The organism is Limosilactobacillus ingluviei DSM 15946, assembly GCF_001435775.1.
GTDB lineage: Bacteria > Bacillota > Bacilli > Lactobacillales > Lactobacillaceae > Limosilactobacillus > Limosilactobacillus ingluviei.
This window is the reverse complement of record NZ_AZFK01000018.1, coordinates 57,814-80,098: the sequence shown is the minus strand read 5'-3', so window position 1 is coordinate 80,098 and position 22,285 is coordinate 57,814. Positions and strand designations below refer to the sequence as shown.

The window sequence follows — 22,285 nt, the reverse complement described above, 5'->3', positions numbered from 1 at the left end:
CGTAAATATGTACAAAGGAAAGCTCGGTTCCCCGAGCCGTCCCATTAATAAGCGTTTTGTGTAAGCGCTTACAATTTAGTCTTCAACAATCTTGTAGTTAGCCATGTGGTCGTTTTCGTCTGGCAATAAGTCAAACTTGATAGATAACGACGTAGGTTCCTTAGAGTTTTGGTTGAAGTTAAAGTTCCCTTGTGGTTTAACGTTAGGGTAGTGTACTTGGATAAAGTGACGGTCCCCAGTTTCGCGTTCAACAACGTAGGATTCAGCGTAGATTTCGTAGTTTTCAGCAAACGTGTTTGCATCGATAGAGAACGAAGTCAAACCATCTAATTGCGTAGTGTAGTAAACTACGTAGTCAGCGCCCGCAACAGCTGCTTCGGACAATTGGATCAAGCCGTTTTCCTTCAAAGTGAAGTTCAAGCCATTTGCGTTTACAACTTCTGCTACCTTCTTAGCAGCTTCGATTGCTTCGCTAGTAGCCTTAACGGCTTCCCCTGCTTGTTGCGTCCCGGCAGTAGCAGTCGTAACAACAACTTCTGCGGAAGGAGCGGAAGCACCGTTCTTGTTTACAGCAACAACCTTGTACTTGTACGTCTTTTCTGGCGTCAAGTCAGAGTCGTTGAATGACGTTTGCGTAGGTTGACCAATTTGAACGTTGTCACGGTAAACTACGTAACTATCAGCGTTAGCAGAAGCACCCCAGGTAATAGCAGCAGTCGTGTCCTTTGCAGAAACAGAAACGTTTTCAACCATTACAGGAACAGAAGTAGCTTCCCCATTAACTTGTTGTGGAATAGCTTGGTCGTGCGTAATCCCGTCCTTGTTCAAACGGAATACGGATACAGAACCAGCTTCCGGAACATTTTCCAGCTTGATTTGCCGGTCGTTAGTAAGCGTGAACTTTTCAGTCTTAAATACGCTGTCAGCGCCACGCTTTGCTTCCTTACCAGCTAACAATGCCATCAAGCGGAAGTCGATGATTTCCGTTTCAACCGTCATTTCGGAAGTACGTGCAGCGTCAAAAGCAATGGCGTTAGCACCCTTCTTCTTGGCGAATACACGGTCAGCCTTCCATTCCACTTGAGTGGTGTTAGCGTAGTCGGCTCTAAATACGACTTCCTTCGTCCCGCGCTTAACAAGCACCAGATCGAAGGCGTCTTTCATACCATAAGTTGCCATATATTTTTCACCTCAAAGGTTATTTATTTAACTTTGACCACACCAATGGCGTTGGTGAGGTCTGTTATCTTCATGTTTTGTGTATCGAACTTGTAGCTTGTGTAGATCGTAAAGTCTTGATCGTTTGCCCGCTTAGATAAGTAAGCGTTAAGCAAGTTGGTGAACTGGTAATAGGTCATTTCACCGATCTGCTCAAACGGAATAAATGAGTTGGTCAGCGTTTCTAAAATAAGGATTTTATCGGCGAGCGTTTTGGTCTCATGGTTCTTCCTTTGACGTAGCCGTCCCTTATAAATCCCTTTGAAGATTCGACACTGATTCTTTTTCTTACTTATCCCTCTAGGGGCAATCAGATCTTCGTCTACCTCATAATTGGTAATCATGGTCAGTAGTGACCGAAATAACAGAAACATCTCTTTATCAACCACCAGGTCGATCTTTTCATTAACGATCTTGCCGTTAGACATGATCTGAAAGTCTGACATTTCCGTTCTTGTCCAGTAGGCAAGCCCGGCGACCATCATTGACAAAATATCAATGCCCTCACCGAACATTGCCTCACCGACGCTCTTACTCATATCGGCGTCATGTGCGATCTCCCAAAAGGTTGGATACTTATCTTCAATCTCATCAACCTTTTCGGGGACACTACTGAATTGCTCACGCACGCTTACGACAAACGCCCGCGAGAAAGCTAAAAGTTCATTCTGTCCTTGCTTGACTAGATCGTTGATGGTTGGGATATATAGCTTTGCTTTTTCTCCCAACTGAATCTCTTTACCAAGCAAGAGTTGATCGTAATTGACTTCCATGGCGTATCACCTAGGCCATGTCAATTACTTTCATAACTAATACGTAACCGCCGAATTTGTTATTTTGTTCCCACACCTCTTGCAAATCATCGACGGACAAGCGGCCCATACCGTAGTTATCGGCGTCCTGGAACTTGTCGTAGATCTTCTCTAGCAATAAGTCCTGGCGTTGACCCTCGTCACAATCCATGATTTGGTTATCAACTAGAATCCAGAAGTACAAATACCCCATCACATACTTGTCGGCGACCGTCCGATATGGGGCGAACGCTTCCTGTGGAACGAATCCGGAAACACTTAATCCGACGAATGATTGTTGATCCATCATCACTTTCGGAGTGTACCTAGTTGGGTATATCCGGCGTTTTTCTGATTCCCTATCAACCAAACTGTACCGTTCGTCTTCCGTTAGGTCAGGACGTGATAGAGCGTCTTCTGAGTTGTAGTAAAGCAACTTACCAATCTCTTGGTCTTCAACGAGCACTTCCATCATTCGTTGTTTCCATTCGCTGATTCTAGTGATAGCTGCGTGGTGGGGAATATGCCGAGTTGGCAATTTCTTAGCTGGCAATTCGTTATCCCCCTTTAGCCGAATTTCTTAATGATCTTGATCGCGATATTCTTGATCTCGCCATTAACTTTGGCTGCGATTGTAGACGTCTGTCCTACCAAGCTGTAATTGTCTTTAACCTGGATGGTCAATGCGTGTTCATTGCGGTCCTTAACATAGAATGGGATTCCTTCAATATCGCCGGTAATCCATTCGGTCACTTCTGGTTCAGAACCATCCGTACCCTTCACTGAGTACACGTAGGTGCGTCCTAGACGCGCTCTAGTTTCACCTTCGATATTCCATTCAACTTTAGGTTGAACGTCCTCAGACGGCGTCTCAGTTGATTCTGAGTGATCATCTTTTTGATCACTGGTATCAGGGTTGTCTTTGGGTTGAGCACCACTTGGAGAATCAGCATCCCAGTAATTGGCAATTTCTAATTCAGCGTTATCAATTTCTGGATTCTTGGTGTCTTCGTCCAATAACCAGTTGACTAGCCCAACACGAGAAACATAGTCAGCAAATTCAACTTTGTAGACTTGTCCGGCGATAAAAAGTCGAGTTCCGACCCTCACCGCCCGTGTTTCTGGTGTGTCCTTGATATAGACAGACATTTTGGCGTTTGCTAATGGCATGTGTTGCCCCGAGAACGAAACCCCTAAGGTATACAGAGTTTGGTTCTGAATGTAGGCACCCCAGCCATCGCCGTTGTTACATATCGTTTTCTTTTCTTTATCCACCAACCATTTAAGCCGTCTATTAACGTGCTTAATCTTAAGCTGTTGGTGAGTGGGAATCGTCTTAAATTCTTCCGTAAAGACAAGCCATTCTTCGTCACGCCACTTAATATATGAGCCAACGTCAATCGTTACTGAGTTGGGAGCGACAACGTACTTGTCATCAGAAAGGTCTTTGTTGTTACTTTGGGAATGGTCTTGGAAGACCAATTCAGTCTCAACCCCATCAACCAGGGCTGGTTCTTTATCCAAAGTATTTTCAAAGTATTTTTCAAATTCCCGTGATTTACGAATCATGTTGCGTTCTCTTTGGCTATCGCCAAGCACCTTCATTCTCTGACGATATAAGCTGGCAAAGTTACCCATTCAACATATCTCCGTATAATTCTTCGTCAGCGTATTCAAGCTCATTAATCAACGTCTTGATTTCACGTTGTAATGACTTATCCATTGCGCTGAGTCGATCTAAATATTGGTACCCTTGGACGGCCGCGTAATCACGGTCCCCAATGGCTTTTTCCATGAGTTCTTGCGAGTATTTGTGTGATCTTACCCATTCAAGCTTCATGGCCCGTGCCAAAATCGTGATTTCGATTCTGCTTAGTTTAAAATTGAAGCGGCCCTTTTCTTGGTCAAGGTCGGTAAAGTCTTTTGAGATATAAGTGCTAAAGACCGAAATACCGTTATTCAGGTACCCAAACAATGTTTCTGACAATTCTTCATCGTCCATTTTGGAAAAATAGTAGGATTCAATCGTCCCTAGGAATACCCGATAAACCTCTTCAAAGTAGGTGTAATCGGGGTCATTAATGACTTCTTCATTTACCGTTTCATCAGCCATTGTCATTCCCCTTTACAAAAGTTTGTTATTTGCGACCAAACTTCATAGAGGCGTTAATATCACTCCAGAACGTTTCCTGTTCACCTTCTGGGCGTGTTTCTTCGATCAATTCGATCTTGTCACGGTCAGATAGGCGACGGTCCTTGTAAAGTCCAACAGTGATTTCAATAATTCGCGATCTAACTTTGCTCTTAAGCATATCGGCAAATTCGTCTTCGTCTGATTCCAACACAGCGTCTTCAATATCAGTCGATTCAATCAGATCAACATTATCGAACTCTTCGGGGTCATAACCCAAGACCGTTCCCAAAATATCGTCATACAACTTGGTAAGACGCATACCTCTAACAACGTCCATAATCGTCGTATCGTCATCATTTACTTCAGAGATTACCAACTGACCGTTTGCCAAGAACGGCTTCAATTTCCGAAGTTCGCCATAAGTGACATATTCAGTTTCACCAAAGTTGGACAGCTCAATACTTAAATCGCCATTCTTACTTTCGTATACGAACATGCCCTTGGCATTATTGATAACTACAACTTCAACGTCTTTATCAACCAATTTGCGCTTCCGGCGCTTAGTGGTTACTTCCTCTTTCCGTGACATATTTAATCAACCTCTCTCTTCTCTTTAGTCACAATGGCGGGAGATGGGAGTCGAACCCATTCCCGTCTAATCGGTAATTTACTTAGCGGCTAATTCAGCCATCCCGTAAACCTTCATTTGTAGAACCCCAACACCGATCTTTTGGAGAACCTTCATGCTCATTTGCAAGTCGTTCCGGGCCGTGTTGTCACCTTCGATAACTTGAGTGTCACCTTCAAGAACAACACCAATGATCTTTTCGTTGTCTGGCAATACCAGTACCTTGTTGTCGTCGATAGCGAATTCATCGCTGTTTACCTTCATAGCTTGTGGGATTTCGATTAACTTCAATCCGCGAACCATACCAAGGTAGCCCTTAGTGTTCATTTCATTCTTCATGTCGCCAGAGTAAAGCGATACGTTTTCCATAGCGGCAACCTTAGCCAATGCGGAAGCAGTACCGTAAACAGCAACAGGAGCACTAGCCTTCAACTTAACCCGGTTAGCCAAAGTGCTGATGGCATCCAACGTAGCGGCACCGGATACCTTGTATGAAGCATCCAGGTCATCGTACGAAGCAGTCATAGCATCAGCAATCATAGATTCAATTTGAATAGTGAATGCATTAGCGCAACGGTCAACCAGCGTAGACCAGTCAATGTCACCGGCAACGTATTGTTCAAATTCAGCGTAAACAGCTGCACCGAACCATTCGGTTTGGATTTGGAAGCTCCGGCCAGTGATCGTTTGCCGACGAAGGTCTTGGTCACCAGCAGCGACACGCCCAACCCGAATACCGCGTGGGTCGTTTACCTTGAACAGTGGAGTGTCACCAGTAGCAACGTTCCGAATGTCTGCCAGGTTGTCGAATTGGTTCGTCAACAGCGTAGGAACAACAGCGTCAATAGCGGTAGCGATGATTTGGAATACATCTTGCTTGTGCTTTTGCCAAGAGTAGATAGTGTATTGGCCACCCAAAGCGTCATTAATAGCATTGCGCATGGCATCTTCACCAGATACCCCGTCGAATTCCATCTTCGGGTTGAAGTACAGGTCACGCGCTAATTTTTGTAAATCTTTCGTTTCAACCAAAATTAGATACCCCGTTTCTTATTAGCGAATTGCAATGACAAAGACTTTGCCGTCAAAGCCGTGTGCTTCTTCACCGATAACCTTGGCAATCCCGTTGCCAGAGTCGGCCTTCTTGAAGCCCAAACCGTTAGTACCGACCGTCAATGCGTCACCCTTCTTAGCCCCAGATACAAGGTCTTCCGTTACAGAGATAACGTCACCCTTGCCCAGGTGGTATGCGCGACCCGTGCGACCAGTGGCCACTTTGTAAGTTGCCAGGTCAAAGTGTGGGTCGTCGTAGGATAATGGAGCATCTACCAGGAATACTTCTGCGTCAGCTTCCCCAGTTGCTTTAGTTGCTTCCCGAGCTTCGCCATCTTCTGCCAAAACCCCAAGGGACAGCCATTGACCATTCCCCAAAGGTTCGCCAGCAACAATGGTTTCAATGTGTTCGGTAGCAGGAATCTTGTCTAAAAATACCTTAGCCATATTGTGCTAAAACCTCTTTCTCATTCTTATTTGTGGAATAGTGCGTTCGCACTTCCGTATCCGTAGTCAGTCTTGACGTTGAAGTCCACGGTCTTAATGCCAGATGACTTCGTGGTCTTTTGGAACGTTGCGCCGTTCTTGTAGATGGCAAATGCAACTTCCTTTTCAACTTCTTCCGGCGTCAACATTTCAAATTGAGCCTTGATAGCTTGATATTGTTCGTTTTCGATTGAGTCCCGAGCGCCTTCTAGGATTTCGCTCTTCTTGCTCATTTCGATACCATTCTTGTAGGCTTGTAATTCATCAATCTGCTTTTGCAGTTCAGCAGCCATGTTCCGGTCGTCTTCGACCTTCTTGACTTCTGCCGCCGTTAAGTAACGTGGGAAAACTTCCGTTTTATCACTTAACTGGATTGAGTCATCAGCGCCAACTGTATAGTTAAATCTAATGTAAGCGCTTTCATTTTTGTCGACAAAATTAACAACACCGTAGTCTTCATAAATGTCAACCGGCATTACATAACCATTACCTTGTGGGAATAGGTTTGCCTCAGCGGCATAAATGAATTTGCGTTCACGATCACTCAGATTCAATTCAAATTGAGTCTTGCTAGACTTCTTCTTGTCGTCTTCCGACGGTTCCTCATCGCTCTTGTCGTCAGATCCATCAGTTGGAGCGGGTTCTTCATCTTTTTCTGGGTCTTCTCCCTTTGAATCTTCCTTCTTGAACGTCTTCTTCTTTTTCTTAGAACCAGTACCGCAAGCCATTTCAGCAGTTTCTTCTTCGTGATCTTCTGCTTCTGGTCCGGCACCTGCTGGTTCAGCAGAACTCTTGCCTTTGTCAGCCGGTTGAGCAGCCTTTTCTTCGCCACTATCAGCGCTAGTTGATGCTGCCTTAATTTCGGCTGAATCGGAAGTTGCCTTCTCTTTGGATTCTGCGGGAACCTTAGCCGGTTCTTGTTCCTTAACTTTTGGTTCCGCAGCAGACGTCGTTTCGTCCTTATCCTTCTTCTTAGTAGGCAATTCATTCACTCCTTTCTCAGCCGAATATTCGGCTATCATTTCTTCAAACATTGACTTGAGGTTGTCCCCTTGACTGAAAATAGTCGAAATAGTGGAACCTTTCATAGCCGGTGGTGTATCGTCGCCCAGAATACATAATCCGGTAAATTCTGCCTTCGTAAACACCATGCGACCACGATCGTCCTGGTACCCATCAGCGTTTGAGATTTCCATAGATTGGGCCTTGCTACCGTTTGCTTGATCAAAAATACTCATCGCGTCAGTAAATCTGGTCCATAACACACCATCTGCCACCAGCCATTCTTTACCGCCGGTGATTTCAAAGTGTGCATTGTTCTCTTCCGGAATAAATCCGTAAGCACTGGTCATAAATTTGACGGTGATACTGTTATCTTCAATAACAACTTTCTTTTCATGACCGCGGAAGTCTTTTTCGCCATCCTCTTGCTTGGCCACGTAACCAAGAATTGGCACATTAACCAAGCTAGGGATCATATCTTCCAACACCTCACGTGAGAAAATCGAGTTGTTTAAGTTCTCACCGGTATGGGCGATATAAATGCGTACTTTCTGGAAACGAGTATCATTCGCTTCCTCTTCGACCTTTTCAAATCGAGTGGGCAACTTGATTGTTACCTTAGACATAACGTCAATTACCCCTTATGCTCCCCCATCAAGGCGATCGGTATCGTCCGTTGGGTTATCTGTCTTCGGGCGACCAACCTCACCCTTGACCGGGTTTAGATTATTCTTATTGCCATTACTATTGCCGCTATTCTTACTTGAAATGGTGTTAGACGTTGGCTTAACTACCATAAGCGAGTCAATATCAAGCACCTTTTGTTCAAATTCAAGTTTCGATATGATTTCTTCTGGGTTCATACCAGATGCGGCCATGTAATCCATTCGAGAACCACCAAAGGATAATTGGTCTTTGTAACTCGCTATATCGTCTTTTAGCGTAAAGTTAGATTCTCTAATAAACTTAATTACCCATTTTGCCTTGCTCTTAGTCTTAATTTGACTAATTTCGTAGTTGTAATAACTCTCAAGCATTGGGAATAAGTTGGTATAAATCCAATTAGCGTCCTTCTTAATGGACGTTTTAACGACGTTGGCACTGTTGGTAGTACCACCAAACATGGCCCCTGGGGCACCTAGGTCAAAGAAGACTTGTTCAAGCGTCTTTCCGACCGTTTCATAACCACCACTATTACCGGCCCCGTTTAATGGGATATTGGTAACATTAGTTGGGGTCGTAATAGCCTTAACCCCTTCTGGCAATCGTGCCTTCATTAACTCGTCGTATAATTTAACGTGCTTTAATGGGATAGACGGCTCACCATTTGAGTCAACCGGAACCTTAGAGTGCAAGATACGTACAGTATCAAGATTGTCTTTGATTTCAATGTTGTCCTTAGCTTTATCTAGCGAAATGCTATCAAGAAGCACGGAAGCAAATGGAGAAACGGCTTGTCCACCATTGACAATCACGTTTGGATCAAACGTAAATGCCACACCATCTTCTACGTAGTACCATTTGTTGTCATACCACTTGGTTTCGTCTTTATCCCCACCACCGTGGTACGTGTCGTATGCCTGTTGTAATTCAGTTGGGAGCATATCGTAGATTTCCTGTTTGATCTTACTCATATCAATCCGGAACCGATAAACACCGTCCTGAATATTTGACACCCGACACCATTCAGACGGGAACTTTAGATAGCCAACCCCAGTGGCATCTTCATACTTGTAGAAGTAAGTAACGCCATCAATCAGCGTTTCTCTGAAAAAGTACGGTGCATAGAACTTGATGTTTAAGTTCATCAATCCGTATGCCACGTCAATATAGTCGTTGCGCATATTAGCGTCCGTTTTGTATACTTTATTACCCAGAACTGGGGAAATAGAGTAGTTGTACGTTGGATGCGATTGGTAGTAATCAATAACCTTACTAATTACCCCGCTGCTAACATATGCGCTCCGTAATGCCCCAGCAATGCTGGTTGCACTTTGTTGGGGACGTTGCAGATAACTCTTAATCGTTGATTTACTTGTCGTAGCTGTCTGCGTTGATTGTAGGCGGCTCTTTGGATCAGCTAGGATGGAGACGTATTCCGAACTCCGGTTATGATGTGTTCTAGCTGAATTCCGTTCATAAGTCCGTTTACGTCCTCTCGGAGTCCTATTCCTTACCATGTTTCACCACCATTCCATTTAAAACAGGAAGAAGTCTTTAATGTTGCTATCTTCCATCTTTAAATCTCTTTCTAATTCGTCAGCGTAGAAGTTACAGTAAGCAAGGGAACTGTAACGGTCCTTTGTAGTGGTCCCGACTTCTTGGATCTTGATGCCACCTTCGCGAACCGTATATTCAAGGTTTACCAATTCGTTTACCAACGCTGTCGTCTGTACATATGGATATAACCAACGTACTTGTTCTTCCGGCGACGACCGACGGTAGACTTTGTTTTCCTGTAATTCTTCACGCTTTTCAATATCGTTAATCGGAAGTTCTAACTTGCCGCTTTGGATTGACGCTTGGAGCGCAACAGCAATATCGTTATTAAACTTCGCATTGGCTTTGACGGTATAAATACATTTCAAACCGTTAGCCTTACTTCTTTCATTTACAGCTTCGTCATTAAGAGAAGCCCATGCCGGATATTCAACCCCACGTTCTTTATCTTCAAGAACCGTGGCACAAGCATCGAATACCCCTTGCCCGATACCATTAATATCGACAACAGCATAATCGGCTTCAAAATCGTAATAGAGTTGCTTGAGTCTAACTGCCAGGTCTTGACTGGAGATTGACTTAGTAACGCTTTCTAAATAAACGATTTGACGACGGTAGTGATCACCATCTCTGATTAATCTCATAACTGTAAATGCGGACGTGTCGTTCTTAACGTTCTTGTTACCACCCATCAAAGCAACGTCCAATGCCACTAATCTGTATTCGTCCTTATCCCGATGATTGCCACGTGGGAAGTTCGATAGATTCTTTGGTTTAGACAGTGCTTCGTTCTCGATAAATTCCTCATTCGTAGGTGGTCGGAACGTTCTCGTTAAAGTCCGACACTTATTTAATGGCTTCAACTTGAAATATGCCTTGTCGTTTTCACCGACGAATAGTGCTTCATATTCCATGTCGAAACCAGCTTTATCAAAACCTTCTGAGGTCTTTTCGTTATCAACACGCCGTTGATCAAGTAGTCCGTGGAAAACGGATAACTGATAAGGTAGCGTAGCAACGAAATAGTCTCGATTGCCTTTGATCATGTTCTTGGTATATTTCTTAAACGCATCCCAAATCCAGTGGGACTTATACCATGCTGATGAAATATATATTTCTTTGTTTGCTTCTAATTTTCTGCCCTGGTATTCCGGTCTTGTTGAGAACCCTGGCTGACGTGCAACGTTAAGCATTGGCGTCAATACCTTGTCAACAATTTCCTTCTTTACCATACGGAACTCATCAACGATGAGAATGTTACAACGAATACCACGGGAGTTATCGTTAGACGTAACGGCCATAATCTTTGAACCGTTTTCAAAGTCAACGTGTGTATCGTTAAGACCGTCTTTGATATTTTGTCGCTTATCACCGATCTCAAATCGGATAGCAGGATAGTCGTTATAGAACGAAACCACCTTTTCCGTGATAATCTTGGCAGCTTGCCCCCGGGTCCCAGACGCAACAGCAATCTTGGTCCCGGGATATAAAATGCACCGGATAATGCAATACAGGGCAATAATGTATGACTTCCCCTCGGGACTGTTATCGTAACGGCTTTTTATCCGCTACTTCTCATGGTTTCCCATAAGTTCGGCATATCTTTTCACCCTCGACTCACTCGCTAGGGTGTCGCGGCCTCGTGGTAGGATTATTTCACCTACTATGCTCTGCCCCTGGACTAAATAGCCCTTCGGTTCTGATTACCATATCTTTCGACTTAGGCTCCCAGCTTAATTCCGCGATTCCACACAGCATTTCGGCTGATCTGGGCAAGGTGTTCGCCCACGCGCAGCAATGTACATGAAGTAGTTCTTCTTCTCCATCATATGGAGAAGCATTTCTTGGTAGAGGTGTAACTTGACACCTAGATAATCTCTAGCAAATACCTCTGGATTCTCTCGCCAGTAGGAAACCCATTCCACGAAGTTATCTTCACGCTTCTGAAAATAACTATCCTTCGTCTTGTTGCGGTGCACGCTCATTTTCGTATAGCGCTTCCTGTTCCTCTTCTGAAGCCAAACCAAAATTACGCTTCATGTTAGTGACGAACCACTTATCGATATATGCTTCGATCTTAGCGGCGTCCTTGTACTCGTCACGTTCCGGAATGGGTCTTGTCATTTCTACGTCACGGATCTTCTGTCCGATATTCTTAGACGAGTTATCTTTGGAACTCAAGACGGCATCTAAACCAAGAGACTTAAGGTCTTCTTCATATGCCTTTCTTAACTGCGAAATTGCTCTGTAATCACCATCACTAAGTGCCTGGTCGAACGACTCCTTCAACTTAATATTTTGAACATAACGATTGATTTCAAGGACCGTTGTCGCTGGTTTAATGTCCAATAGTGATTGCAATGCTTTTTCAAGGTATGCGTATTTTTCCGGTGTAAGTCCGTCACCCCAACGGACAATGATTTTGTCGGTAACTTCAATTTGTTCTACCGGCTGGGTATTTTCAACGCTGTCAAATACTGAATCGTTGTAATCAATAAACTTCTTGTATGGAGCAATCTTCTGCATGTACAAGCTAAAGTTAGGACGATCAGTGTCCCGAACCAACTTGTAGTAAATATCGTGTACAAACGGTAGATTAGCTAAACGACAGATATTAATTACGGAAGTTTCGTCGCTAAAGTCTGCGCATTCGTTAGCACATTCTTTGCAAATCGTAAACGCGATGCCAAGCAAATCATTTCGGTGCTTTAGGCATTCGCTTGCTGACCGTGGCCGACCACAAATAATACAGGTCTTAGGCCCAGTAGTGATCATAAGCTCGCCCCCTCAATTTCTAGGGATAATAATGCATAGGCGTTGCTTAGATCCTTTAACGTGTCAGCGTATCGTTCTAGGTCTGCCATCGCGTGGATGGTTAAACCAGATTGCCCCGAAGTCTTCTCAATCATCACCATTTGCTGGTTGATGAACTTAATTCGATTGATGAGTTCACCGCAGACAGATTCAACGTCTTGTAAGTGACTCAATTTCAATCCTTCTCTCTCACGCCATCGTGCAATTGCCACAATGCCTGATCAGTATGGTTTGTTTTTATTTTTATTAGGAGGTTTCCCCATCTGATCAGACACTCTGGTGATTGCACGTGGCCTACGTGCAATAAAAGTTAGTAAAGTTGCCAGAACCGAACCCGCAACTGCAATTTAAACGTAGGGTTTTTACGCCCTCATACGTGACGCCGGAGTGGTAATCTAGCTTAAATTACTTAACAATAGCCTTGGACAGCTTTGCCTTGTAAACGTAGTGAGCCGGGATCGTAACCAGTTCACCAGTGAAGCCAAGCACTCGTTGAGCTTCTTCCTTGTGTTCCGTAACAAACTTACCAAAGCCAGCCAAGGAAATAGATTCCTTGTTAGCTAAGATTTCCCGGACACCATTCGTAAATGCGTCGATAATCTTATTGGCTTCCTTCTTGGTAACTTCTTGTTGCTTTGCAATAATTTCAACTAAGTCTTGCTTCTTCTTCATGTTTTGTATCTCTCTCTTTCTCACAAAAATATTTCAAAATCGTCGCCGATAAAATCGGCCTTTTATGTATGCTCCGCGGTTATTAGACCGCGAATAAAATGGTATAAACGCAAGTATTTCCCGTAGGAGGATTAGAGGTTACTACCCCCCCAATCATTTAGATGTCCCTAATCCAGGGTTTTTTGCAACCGCTTTCTTTGCGATTTTATCCAATTTTTTTGAAATATTTTGATGAGTAGTCCCGAGAATGGCAGCAACATCAATGATTTTTCGCGTCCCGTCGAAGTATCTTAATGTCACCAGATCTACGCCATTGCTTACCGACTTAATGGCGTTCGATAGAGACTTAACAAATGCTATCAAGTCGTCGGACCAAATATCTTGATAGTCATCTGGGTTTTCCCACAGCAGCCCGAGTCTAATAAACTTCTTGACAAACTTCTTGTTGGTATCACCTCGTTGCATCATACGATTTAAATACTGTTCGGTATCGTGATACAAAGAGCATTCGTATTCGTTTATGGCCTCACCATTAACATCACCCAATCCGAAGAACGTGTGCTTAGCCATATTCGACTTGCTCCAATAATTGAGTTCGTCGTCATAAAATCTGTATCGTAGTTTGCGGCCGCTATCAATATCGCGACTCGCTAGTATGTAGCTCCCAACCGATTCAAGTAACTTTCCAGTTCCAGTATCCTGGGCTAGTTTTTCGTTTGCTATGTCATCGCTAATCTTCCGTCTTGCCAAGTCTTGGTCAAATACCTTCTCAACGTTAGCGATTCTTTCGGTTACGGTCGGGAATCCGTAATCAAATAATTTCGTACTTCGCACCTCGCTTTTGTCTTAGTTTTTGTGTTTATGTATGCCAAAACCGCCGGGACTATACGGCTTTGACTGTATTCCTCCGCATATCTTGATTATATAATACACGATTTACATTGTTTTGTCTATACGCGTCAAGAAACTAAGTCGAAAAATTAGCCAATTACGCTAATTAATTCTCCGGATTGTCGTTTTTCGACGACAAATTCAGCCAAAACCTTGGCATCGCGAATATCTGCTAAGTATCGATGGCGTTTAATACCGTATTCTGTATTTCGAATCGCTGTAAAGGTCGCCATTACTCGATTTTCGCAAAGCCAATTAACTTCTCGCGTTAAAGTTGCTAATACTTTACCGTTCTTAGACGCAATAGTTTTTAGTGTGCTTGTAATAACACGGTCGCTTGGCTCTTTCGTCTCGAAGATTTCTTTTCTCAAAACCGTGTATGTTGCTAAGTGTTTGAATCTCGTCAACGAGTTGGATAGCTCTAATATTTTCTTAGACTCTGTGGCATATATTTTGACATATCCAGTGACATGTTTAGGCCTACGTAATATTACGGCGAATCCGTAAAACTTGTCATCAACTAGGCGAACAAATCCTGCCTGCTCTAGGATCTCAAGACTTTCGTCGATAGCCTTGGTCTGATATGCCTGTGGGCGATCAACCCCCAAAGCATAGCGATACATAATACTCTGTTTCTGGAAAATTGCCCGTTTATCCCCATGCCCCATCAAGGGAAAGTGCGATGCTAATAGCGACAAGTAGACATATAGCCCAAGTGATTTATCGTCAAGATCAGCTGCTAATACCGGGTGAGGAACAACAGCATATGTATTATCGCCAATCACCGGATGGTTGGCATAGCGATTTAAAATTTCCTGTTCGTCTTTCGGGAACCCCTTAATTTTTTCGGGGTCAATTTTTTGGGTTCTTCGTTTTTCCATTTTTCGCCTCCTAGGGTTATTGTTATATTACTTAGTTGTTATATTACTAGATTGTTATATTATAATAATCACCACTTTCAATACATTTTTGCATTTTTTTGATAAACTTTTTCACGCTTATCAATACACCTGTCTATTATTTTAAATTATTTTTTCTCAAAATCAATACAAAATTACATTATCCACTATTTTCATAAGACACTTGTCTCATAATGCCACTTGATATACTGCTATATCAATATTTTCATCGCTTTCATAATTTACATATCGACAGCTAAATCAATGCGCTATTCTGACCAAAATTACAGACTCGAAATCATACGGTCTAATCGCCATGCTGATAGTGCATTTGACACTTCTTCGACACCAGTTTCTAACCCAAACATAGTCTTGATGGTACTCTTAATACGCTCTAATACGCCTTGTTCATGGTCATTAGAGCTAGTTTCTGGCACAATAAATCCTTGGTTTTCGAGGTAGTTTACTGACTTTTCGACAAAATTCTTCAAATCGGCGCTATTAGACTTGTTTTCAGTACATTGAGGCGTTACTTCTTGTTCTGTGTTTGGGGTCATGGCAACAGTTGATTCTTGGAATGGTTTAGGCGTACTATCCCACTGTTTTTGTGCCCAATCCGGCAATTTTTCAATCTTCTTCGCCTTCTTACGACCAAACGTCTTCTTGGATGGTCGCTTTTGCGCCTTCTCAGGCTTGTTTTGGGCGTATTGTTGGTCAAATGCCATCATTTCAGCAACAGTCTTCAAGCCATTATTAGCAGCGTTACGTAAGCAACTTTCTACGTAGGCAATCGGACTCTTAACATTGCGGCTAGAGGTCTTTTGGATTGCGTAAAGAACGCAGTCTTCCCCTTGGTTTGCCACTAGGTTGTTAAGTCGCTTAGCGATTGTTGGATTAATAAAGCCAAAGTGTTTTCCGAATTCAGTCCGAATTGCTTCTGGCAATTTGCGATATTCAGACACGGGCACTTGCGCCTGGGTCGTATCATGTCCATCTGTTGATAGACCCTGAGTTAGACTAGCTTGAGATAGACTTAATGGAACTTTTTTCCGGTTGGTCATGTCGTTATTTTCCACACGGTCCAGAATATTCTTCGCCATGGTATTAATCCAGTTTAACTTGGCAGAGATAGTCCAGCTGCTTACCACAGTTTCAGTACGTACAGTGTGGTTCTTCCAGTGCAATTTAACTTCAACGTTCTTTGGTGTCTGTTCAACGTCATTGACGAAGATACGGTTAATACGACGTAAACCGGTAAATACAACAGTCTGCGTGATTAATCCGACACTCGCAAGTTTCTTACGGTAATTGGCAATAGTTCTTGTTGACGTGCGAATCAATTTAGATGCCTCATCGTCTGTAAAGATTACGAAGTGACGACCATTTTTATCGACGAAATTGTTATTTCCGTTGTTGGAATTAGCCTTAGAACATGCTGCGCGATCTGCGTACAGTGAGTATAAGACCAGTGCGTCCATTTTGATTTCGTCATATTTTGGGTTGTTGAGTAGGTCTACGTTAAGACCTAAAAAAGCCTTACTTGGCATATTTTTCATTCCTTTCCTAAATAAAGGGTTTACAAATATCCAATAAGGCTTTAACTATGTACACTTAATATGCTATAATATGTGTACAGGTTTGAAGAGCCTTATTGGTATAAAAGGTTAGGTGTGTGTTAGTTTAGTTGCCTAACCTTAAAATTAAATTTTAGTCAACTCCCAGGTACGCCAATACCTGGGAGTTTTAATTTTGTTAAGACAATTACAAAGTCAAAAGAGTTTTATACACGCTCCGTTGTTTTTCGCAGTTGTCTTGGTTCAATTGTTACATACTTTTCCGTAATCGTCAACAAAACTTTAATTTTCTGATTCAGTTGATAGTTCGGTACATAATAAACGATAAACCACGGTATGGAATCGCTGATATATCAACATCATTGCACGTTTTGTAATACAATATATCACATTGTATTACAAAACGATACACTTAATACAATAATGCTTGACTTATGTTTGAAATGTGGTATTATTTGTATAACAAATGATATTTGCATTATAGCGAATGACATTTTAGGTTTAGTAGTATGTTAATTAGGAGGATTTAACATGATTTCATTAAGTAATGACTTAGGTAATAGCAAGATCAAAGGTACGATTAATGGTAAGCACTTTGAAGTGCCATCTGTTATTGCTCCAGTACGTGAATTAGATATTGTTGACCCAGCTGATATTGAAGATGATGGATATTTTGATACCTTACTTCAAAATCTCGATATTTCAGTTGCTAGTTCTGCTGTTTCGACACGTGGGCGGTTCTACTTTGGTGACGCAGCCGTTCGCAAGTCCAATAATTTAGTTGGATTTGACATTAATGACTACGAGGGTAAGTCAGAATCAGACTTATCAGTAATTCTTACTCTTGGTTTGATTGCTGGTCACCGTGTGGTTGAAGCGCATAATGATGGGGAGGACCTATCAGAAACGTTGAAGGTTGATGTTGATATGACTACTGCACTTCCGATTTCAGAAGCAAAGGTACCTGGGACGCGTAAACGTTACAAGGAACGCTACCTTGGACGGTCGCACACTGTTACGATCAACAACTTTGTAGACCCAATCACAGTCAAGATCAATTTCAAGAACGTATTCGTTGATTTTGAAGGTGAACCAGCCCATTTCTATATTCAAAACGCCGACAGTGCATTAAAGAAAGGAATTTGGCAAGACTTCAAAGAACACTATCCGGAAGCCGCTAAAGAGATTTCTGTCGACGACCTTATTAGTGCGCCAAACTCAATTCACCTTGACCTGGGTTCCAAGACCGCTGATGTTTTGGCTGTTATTGACGGTAACCCAATGCTCAACGCTTCGTTGTCTTCAAATCAAGGGTATGATTATGTATTAGAAGATGCGATTCTTGCACTTCAAGCTAAGAAGATCTTCTTTGAAGACCGTATTAAGCTGCAAAGTTACTTAGCACGTCCAGCTGGTCCACTCGACCGTAAGCGTAAGGCACGTGTAGAAGAAATTGTTAAACAACAAATTAGCCCACAAGTACCGCAAATCGTTAAGACGGTAAGCAAGGCGATGAACTTAGCCGGAGCAGATGTCAGTGTTGCATGGGTACACGGTGGTGCTTCTATTCCAATGAGCCAATACTCAGATTTGCGGGAACAATTATCTGAAAAGCTGCGTCAATTCACTGGTGGTGAAGACATTTTTGTTATCTTTATTCCGGCAGAAGACGCACCATATTGCAATGAACGTGGGTTGGTAATGATCGACAGTATCATCAATAAGAAATAGGAAATCGGTAATGAGAAAGGAGAACTATCATGCCTCGTCGTAAAGCTAAATCAAAAACTACTGGTATGTATAAGTCGTTTCGGTACACCAAGGACGATGACGTTGCAGCATGGATCGAGAAGCAGGGATCGTTTTCAGCATCAATTCGGGATATTATTCGGTATATTGATGCTACGTACGGGACGATTGACTTCCATGCTTTTGTACAATTGGTCGGCTGGGAAGCAGTGCTAGATGGGGCAAATGTACCATCTGGATTAACCCGGAAACGTCGGTCACGTAAGAAAACAAAGCCAAAGGTTGAAGACGAAAAGACGACTGATGACGAACCAGTAAAAGACGAAGTAGACGAGAGCGATCACGATGAGATCGAAGATGATGGTTCTGATAGTGTCGACACAACTAAGGTAGATAATGAATCAAACGACGATGAAACTAAACAGGAAGTCGAAAATGACGATCCAGTAGCGACAGAAAAAGCCGAAGATAATAGCGGTAACGGAGATGAAGAAGACGTTAAAGGGTTTGACCCAAACAACCTTGATGTTGATTCATTACGGGCTAAGTTTGCTAATCTGGCGTCGTTTGATCAAGAAAAATGATACATTTGATATAGATGATATATCTAATACACATGATATATGTATTATAAGTGATGCTAAATGTTAGATATATCATACAATAAGGTGGTTTGAATGGGTGGAGTATTTCTAGGATTGCTTGCTGCGTTCATTGGGTTTGTATTAGCCGCTTTAGCATGGTTAGTTATCCTGTTTATAATTGACGCCATGCTCTAAATGAAAGTGTGATCTTATGGACTATGGATTTTGGGAGACAGTATGGAAATCGTTTGGTTTGTTCTTCTTTCTGATCCCGATTTTAGTTTGGATATTTGGTAACGATTTAAGTTAATAATGGGGTGAGGCTAGTGTTAGTTAAGATAATTGTGGTGCTAGGAGTGATTTTAGCATGGGTAGTTTTTATTCTAGTGAAGTTCGTAGATACAGATACTGATGCCACAGAAGACAGGGAATTTAAAAAGAAATATCCGGGACCGTGTTTTTATTTGGATAATGGTAAAGTATACTTCGACACAAATAATCGACGATTACTATTTGTTACCAAAGATGGTCATTATTACCATAATATGAATAGCGATAATATGTTTAATGTCCAATCAATCGAGCGACTCAATGAAGAGTCTCGTAATGGGCACCCAATTTCAAGAGCAGTAGTCGGAGGGTTACTAGCCGGTGGCGCTGGTGCGATCGTTGGCGCTGTATCTGGAGCTGGTAATAAGTCTAGGGTATATTTACGGCGACTGGAGTATTCATTTAATATACTTATGGAAGACAATAGTATTAAAACAATTCGCCTCATTGTTGCTAGTTGTTTAAGTGATCCCGATGCTATCAGAAGTAGTTATAGTGCATTTGATTCAATCGGCGACCTACTACGGTCAAATATTGGTGTAGACATACAGCATGTAGATTAGACGACTGAGAGACCTACTGGTCTCTTTTTATTTTGCACCTAATTAACTTATACATAGGTCGTTACTACGGTTTAACGATAATTGCAGGTGCTCTAAATATAACGTGGGCAGTTAATTAGGGAGTATCAGGCTTAAAATACAGTGCTATTTTAGACGGAATTTAAAGGGTGTTAGACCGTGTTTTTACTATTTTGAGGTAATTAGTGGATTGCGCCTAATACGCTGCGTGCGTATTGATTAGGTTGGTTTTGAGGAAGCTGCTAAATCTTTGAGTTCCGGGTCGGTTTTGAGAGGGTTCCAAATTTTTGAGCGCTATAATTTCACAATGATTTTGCGATCCACTATTTAATAGGTGTTTACGCAATGCTGGTAAGCATCTTGTTTAGACGGAACTCAAATAGACGGAATTTACAGGGGATTAGGTCGATTTTTAGCGAGAGTATTTTACTGACGAAACGGTTTTATACGGTTGGATTTCACAAAGTATTTTGAGAGAGACTATATTAATGGTGATTAGAGGGCATTTGTGGTTTTGGCTGATGTGGAGTAATTCGTAGTATATAATGCACTTCAAAATAAAGCACTAGAACTCAAAGTTAGGCACTACCTAAGACCAGTGATTTAGGGGTCAATTGTGATAGGTTGATTCGAGTAAATACACTCCCTATTTTGGCAACCAATTCGGTCAATTATGAGAAAATACGCCCGATTTTGGGGCAATGCTTTTATACATTTTGAAAGTCACTAATTTGGCGCTGTCTATCATGCCTGCTAGTAGGTTAATAGGTAGCATTAAATTAGTGACTTTTTACTTCGCTTACATTGGGAATATACATAGATTTTCGGGTCATTTTGAGTAAATAGCCCCCGAATTATGAGAAAGGGCCAACTGGGGTAAATTAAGCCTAAAGTTAGTGAAGGAAAATTCACAATCAATTACCACAGACGTATTAACGGTAGATTACGATAGGCTAAAGTTTGTGAAAATATAGTGGACCAAAGGGTAATTCTAGGGTTCTACATGGTCAAAAATTAGAAAAGCATACCCATTGAGATGGGGTGGATTGGGTGGTTTTGGGTATGAAAATGTATGAAAACGATCGGTAAATCTTTCATTGTTTTCATTTTTGGGCAAAATGGTTGCGGAATTTAGACGTATATCAGTATATTCATTCTATAAATAGAGTTATGTATTTAGTGAGATACGGGATCAGAGATAAGTTAATGAGGGGTAATGGGTTGCAATGCTGGAATATGCTTCTGAGAGGGAATTTAGAGGTGGGGTAAGGAGTAATTCGTGCGAAATACGTAGCATTATTTCTTACGGGCAGGGTAGGTAATGTATTTAATGGTAGGGGATTGGGAGACTTAGCAGGGGCAGGCTGAGGTAATTCTTGTTAGGTACGCGGAGCGTCTATAAGGGAGTGGGGCGGAAAGCGTTGGTATTACTGGGTTTTGAGGGGTTGATAGGAGTAGGTTTGAGGTCGGATTGGGTGCGATTTTTGGTGTGTGGGTGAAGCAACTAGCTATAAAATGCTATAAATAATTTTATGAATTTGAGTAAATACACCCCCGCCCGGGCGTGAAATAATATGGATTATTTCTTGTCTGCCGTTTTCTAGTAAATTAATCACGTGCAAAATAAAAAGGGTTTTACCCCTTTAATAGAAAAGACCAGCCGGGGGGAATTGTCCGACCAGCAGACCAGCACCCCGACCAGCACCAAATTTCACAACTGCAATTATTAAAATTTTCTAATATAAGGACCTAGTTTTCCACACCATATCCACAGGTTATCCACACCCTAAAATATACACACAAGAACCATTTCATCCAGTTTCTAAAACCACACACCCACCCGCGCCCAATCCTACCAAACTGCTCGAAACTGTTTTCGTATTCATTCCGACAATTCAACCAATAAACCAAAAACCACACCACAAACTCACTCCCGAAATCCACCAACCACGCACTTTATAACCGCCAATTATACGCAAAATTAATAAACGCCGTTTAGTATACAAAACATGACCCGAACGATATTTCAAACGCCTACTCTCTCAACGCTTGAACTATGTATACACATGTTTGAATACGAACGACACACCCGAACAGCTTAACCGCCTATCGCCCTAAGGCTTAACCCGCTTTGTCTCTCTTTCTTGTTCGCTATAACGCCGTTCGCACGCACCACTATACCCGAACACGATAAGCCAAACCCTAGGTATACCAACACATAAGACCCCGAACACGATACACGAACGCACGCCGCGCGCTCTCACCTGAATACGTGCATACGATCACACCGCACTAGCATATCAGCACACCACCCCGAACGCCCTAAACCCTTACGCCCCTAAGCCTAGCCCCAATATCACCATACCAGCACGCCCACTAAGTCTACTATATACGCGCCCGCCCGCGTACGCCCGCGCGTTATAAATATAGGGGGACAAATTAATTCCGTCATAAGGAAAACACCCGGCGCCGTAAGTCTTACCCCGTGCAAAAATAGGACGTCATAACAAAAACTTAGGAAATAATCTTGACAAACTAAAAAACCTGTGGAATACTAAAAAACGTCCAAGGCGTGAGGCTTTGGACGAAATGGAAGGCGGTGGATAATTTAACACAATTTTTGGTTACAACCTAGCCGGCGGGGTGTTCCCAGCACCCC

Annotated in this window: 20 protein-coding genes; 3 read left to right on the top strand and 17 right to left on the bottom strand. The window is 42.4% G+C overall.

Annotated elements, in window-relative coordinates; genetic code table 11:
- Nucleotides 1–75 precede the first annotated feature (75 nt).
- The 17 genes from FC43_RS03420 to FC43_RS03335 all read right to left on the bottom strand — a co-directional run bounded on the left by FC43_RS03420 (nt 76) and on the right by FC43_RS03335 (nt 16,355).
- Complete coding sequence (locus tag FC43_RS03420) at nt 76–1,179, bottom strand: fibronectin type III domain-containing protein (protein ID WP_056954130.1); 1,104 nt, start codon at nt 1,177–1,179, stop codon at nt 76–78.
- A 23-nt stretch (nt 1,180–1,202) separates the two neighbouring features.
- Nucleotides 1,203–1,991: a hypothetical protein gene (locus FC43_RS03415; RefSeq protein WP_056954128.1), complete on the bottom strand. Its 789-nt coding sequence runs from the start codon at nt 1,989–1,991 to the stop codon at nt 1,203–1,205.
- Between the two features lie 10 nt (nt 1,992–2,001).
- A complete protein-coding gene (locus FC43_RS03410; RefSeq protein ID WP_056954126.1) occupies nt 2,002–2,562 on the bottom strand; it encodes a hypothetical protein in 561 nt (186 codons plus the stop codon).
- Nucleotides 2,563–2,576: 14 nt separating this feature from the next.
- Complete coding sequence (locus FC43_RS03405; protein ID WP_235807578.1) at nt 2,577–3,578, bottom strand: hypothetical protein; 1,002 nt, start codon at nt 3,576–3,578, stop codon at nt 2,577–2,579.
- A gap of 61 nt (nt 3,579–3,639) precedes the next feature.
- Entirely contained in the window at nt 3,640–4,122 is a 483-nt protein-coding gene (locus FC43_RS03400; RefSeq protein ID WP_056954123.1) for a hypothetical protein, read from the bottom strand.
- Between the two features lie 25 nt (nt 4,123–4,147).
- Entirely contained in the window at nt 4,148–4,732 is a 585-nt protein-coding gene (locus FC43_RS03395) for a hypothetical protein (RefSeq protein ID WP_056954122.1), read from the bottom strand.
- A 78-nt stretch (nt 4,733–4,810) separates the two neighbouring features.
- A complete protein-coding gene (locus tag FC43_RS03390) occupies nt 4,811–5,803 on the bottom strand; it encodes a hypothetical protein (protein ID WP_235807577.1) in 993 nt (330 codons plus the stop codon).
- Between the two features lie 21 nt (nt 5,804–5,824).
- Nucleotides 5,825–6,271 (bottom strand): hypothetical protein, encoded by a 447-nt coding sequence (locus FC43_RS03385; protein WP_056954120.1) that lies wholly within the window; start codon nt 6,269–6,271, stop codon nt 5,825–5,827.
- A 26-nt stretch (nt 6,272–6,297) separates the two neighbouring features.
- A complete protein-coding gene (locus FC43_RS03380; RefSeq protein ID WP_056954118.1) occupies nt 6,298–7,938 on the bottom strand; it encodes a prolipoprotein diacylglyceryl transferase in 1,641 nt (546 codons plus the stop codon).
- A 15-nt stretch (nt 7,939–7,953) separates the two neighbouring features.
- The gene (locus FC43_RS03375; RefSeq protein ID WP_235807576.1) at nt 7,954–9,156 is read right to left on the bottom strand and encodes a hypothetical protein; all 1,203 of its coding nucleotides are present in this window, start codon (nt 9,154–9,156) and stop codon (nt 7,954–7,956) included.
- Nucleotides 9,157–9,510: 354 nt separating this feature from the next.
- A complete protein-coding gene (locus FC43_RS03370) occupies nt 9,511–10,764 on the bottom strand; it encodes a terminase (protein WP_235807575.1) in 1,254 nt (417 codons plus the stop codon).
- A 721-nt stretch (nt 10,765–11,485) separates the two neighbouring features.
- The gene (locus FC43_RS03360; RefSeq protein WP_056954110.1) at nt 11,486–12,307 is read right to left on the bottom strand and encodes a hypothetical protein; all 822 of its coding nucleotides are present in this window, start codon (nt 12,305–12,307) and stop codon (nt 11,486–11,488) included.
- A complete protein-coding gene (locus FC43_RS03355) occupies nt 12,304–12,519 on the bottom strand; it encodes a hypothetical protein (RefSeq protein WP_056954108.1) in 216 nt (71 codons plus the stop codon). The genes FC43_RS03360 and FC43_RS03355 overlap by 4 nt, the downstream gene beginning before the upstream one ends.
- Before the next feature lie 232 nt (nt 12,520–12,751).
- Complete coding sequence (locus FC43_RS03350) at nt 12,752–13,018, bottom strand: HU family DNA-binding protein (protein ID WP_056954106.1); 267 nt, start codon at nt 13,016–13,018, stop codon at nt 12,752–12,754.
- Between the two features lie 153 nt (nt 13,019–13,171).
- On the bottom strand, nt 13,172–13,588 hold the full coding sequence (locus FC43_RS03345) for a hypothetical protein (RefSeq protein ID WP_156648256.1): 417 nt from the start codon (nt 13,586–13,588) through the stop codon (nt 13,172–13,174).
- Nucleotides 13,589–13,998: 410 nt separating this feature from the next.
- Complete coding sequence (locus tag FC43_RS03340; RefSeq protein ID WP_056954103.1) at nt 13,999–14,790, bottom strand: hypothetical protein; 792 nt, start codon at nt 14,788–14,790, stop codon at nt 13,999–14,001.
- Nucleotides 14,791–15,092: 302 nt separating this feature from the next.
- Complete coding sequence (locus FC43_RS03335; RefSeq protein WP_056954101.1) at nt 15,093–16,355, bottom strand: replication initiator protein A; 1,263 nt, start codon at nt 16,353–16,355, stop codon at nt 15,093–15,095.
- A gap of 558 nt (nt 16,356–16,913) precedes the next feature.
- On the opposite strand from FC43_RS03335, the gene FC43_RS03330 reads away from it, so the two are divergent.
- The 3 genes from FC43_RS03330 to FC43_RS03320 all read left to right on the top strand — a co-directional run bounded on the left by FC43_RS03330 (nt 16,914) and on the right by FC43_RS03320 (nt 19,608).
- Nucleotides 16,914–18,113 (top strand): ParM/StbA family protein, encoded by a 1,200-nt coding sequence (locus FC43_RS03330; RefSeq protein ID WP_056954099.1) that lies wholly within the window; start codon nt 16,914–16,916, stop codon nt 18,111–18,113.
- A 29-nt stretch (nt 18,114–18,142) separates the two neighbouring features.
- Complete coding sequence (locus FC43_RS03325; RefSeq protein ID WP_056954097.1) at nt 18,143–18,715, top strand: hypothetical protein; 573 nt, start codon at nt 18,143–18,145, stop codon at nt 18,713–18,715.
- 326 nt (nt 18,716–19,041) lie between these two features.
- A complete protein-coding gene (locus tag FC43_RS03320; RefSeq protein WP_056954096.1) occupies nt 19,042–19,608 on the top strand; it encodes a hypothetical protein in 567 nt (188 codons plus the stop codon).
- The last annotated feature ends 2,677 nt before the right edge of the window (nt 19,609–22,285 follow it).

Excerpts from the sequence above, each read along its gene's own strand:
- FC43_RS03340 (WP_056954103.1), bottom strand. The coding sequence starts at position 14,790 with ATGGAAAAACGAAGAACCCAAAAAATTGACCCCGAAAAAATTAAGGGG.
- FC43_RS03405 (WP_235807578.1), bottom strand. The coding sequence starts at position 3,578 with ATGATTCGTAAATCACGGGAATTTGAAAAATACTTTGAAAATACTTTG.
- FC43_RS03335 (WP_056954101.1), bottom strand. The coding sequence starts at position 16,355 with ATGCCAAGTAAGGCTTTTTTAGGTCTTAACGTAGACCTACTCAACAAC.
- FC43_RS03400 (WP_056954123.1), bottom strand. The coding sequence starts at position 4,122 with ATGGCTGATGAAACGGTAAATGAAGAAGTCATTAATGACCCCGATTAC.
- FC43_RS03380 (WP_056954118.1), bottom strand. The coding sequence starts at position 7,938 with ATGTCTAAGGTAACAATCAAGTTGCCCACTCGATTTGAAAAGGTCGAA.
- FC43_RS03420 (WP_056954130.1), bottom strand. The coding sequence starts at position 1,179 with ATGGCAACTTATGGTATGAAAGACGCCTTCGATCTGGTGCTTGTTAAG.
- FC43_RS03370 (WP_235807575.1), bottom strand. The coding sequence starts at position 10,764 with ATGGTAAAGAAGGAAATTGTTGACAAGGTATTGACGCCAATGCTTAAC.
- FC43_RS03395 (WP_056954122.1), bottom strand. The coding sequence starts at position 4,732 with ATGTCACGGAAAGAGGAAGTAACCACTAAGCGCCGGAAGCGCAAATTG.
- FC43_RS03345 (WP_156648256.1), bottom strand. The coding sequence starts at position 13,588 with ATGGCTAAGCACACGTTCTTCGGATTGGGTGATGTTAATGGTGAGGCC.
- FC43_RS03375 (WP_235807576.1), bottom strand. The coding sequence starts at position 9,156 with ATGCGCAACGACTATATTGACGTGGCATACGGATTGATGAACTTAAAC.
- FC43_RS03415 (WP_056954128.1), bottom strand. The coding sequence starts at position 1,991 with ATGGAAGTCAATTACGATCAACTCTTGCTTGGTAAAGAGATTCAGTTG.
- FC43_RS03325 (WP_056954097.1), top strand. The coding sequence starts at position 18,143 with ATGCCTCGTCGTAAAGCTAAATCAAAAACTACTGGTATGTATAAGTCG.
- FC43_RS03350 (WP_056954106.1), bottom strand. The coding sequence starts at position 13,018 with ATGAAGAAGAAGCAAGACTTAGTTGAAATTATTGCAAAGCAACAAGAA.
- FC43_RS03360 (WP_056954110.1), bottom strand. The coding sequence starts at position 12,307 with ATGATCACTACTGGGCCTAAGACCTGTATTATTTGTGGTCGGCCACGG.
- FC43_RS03385 (WP_056954120.1), bottom strand. The coding sequence starts at position 6,271 with ATGGCTAAGGTATTTTTAGACAAGATTCCTGCTACCGAACACATTGAA.
- FC43_RS03330 (WP_056954099.1), top strand. The coding sequence starts at position 16,914 with ATGATTTCATTAAGTAATGACTTAGGTAATAGCAAGATCAAAGGTACG.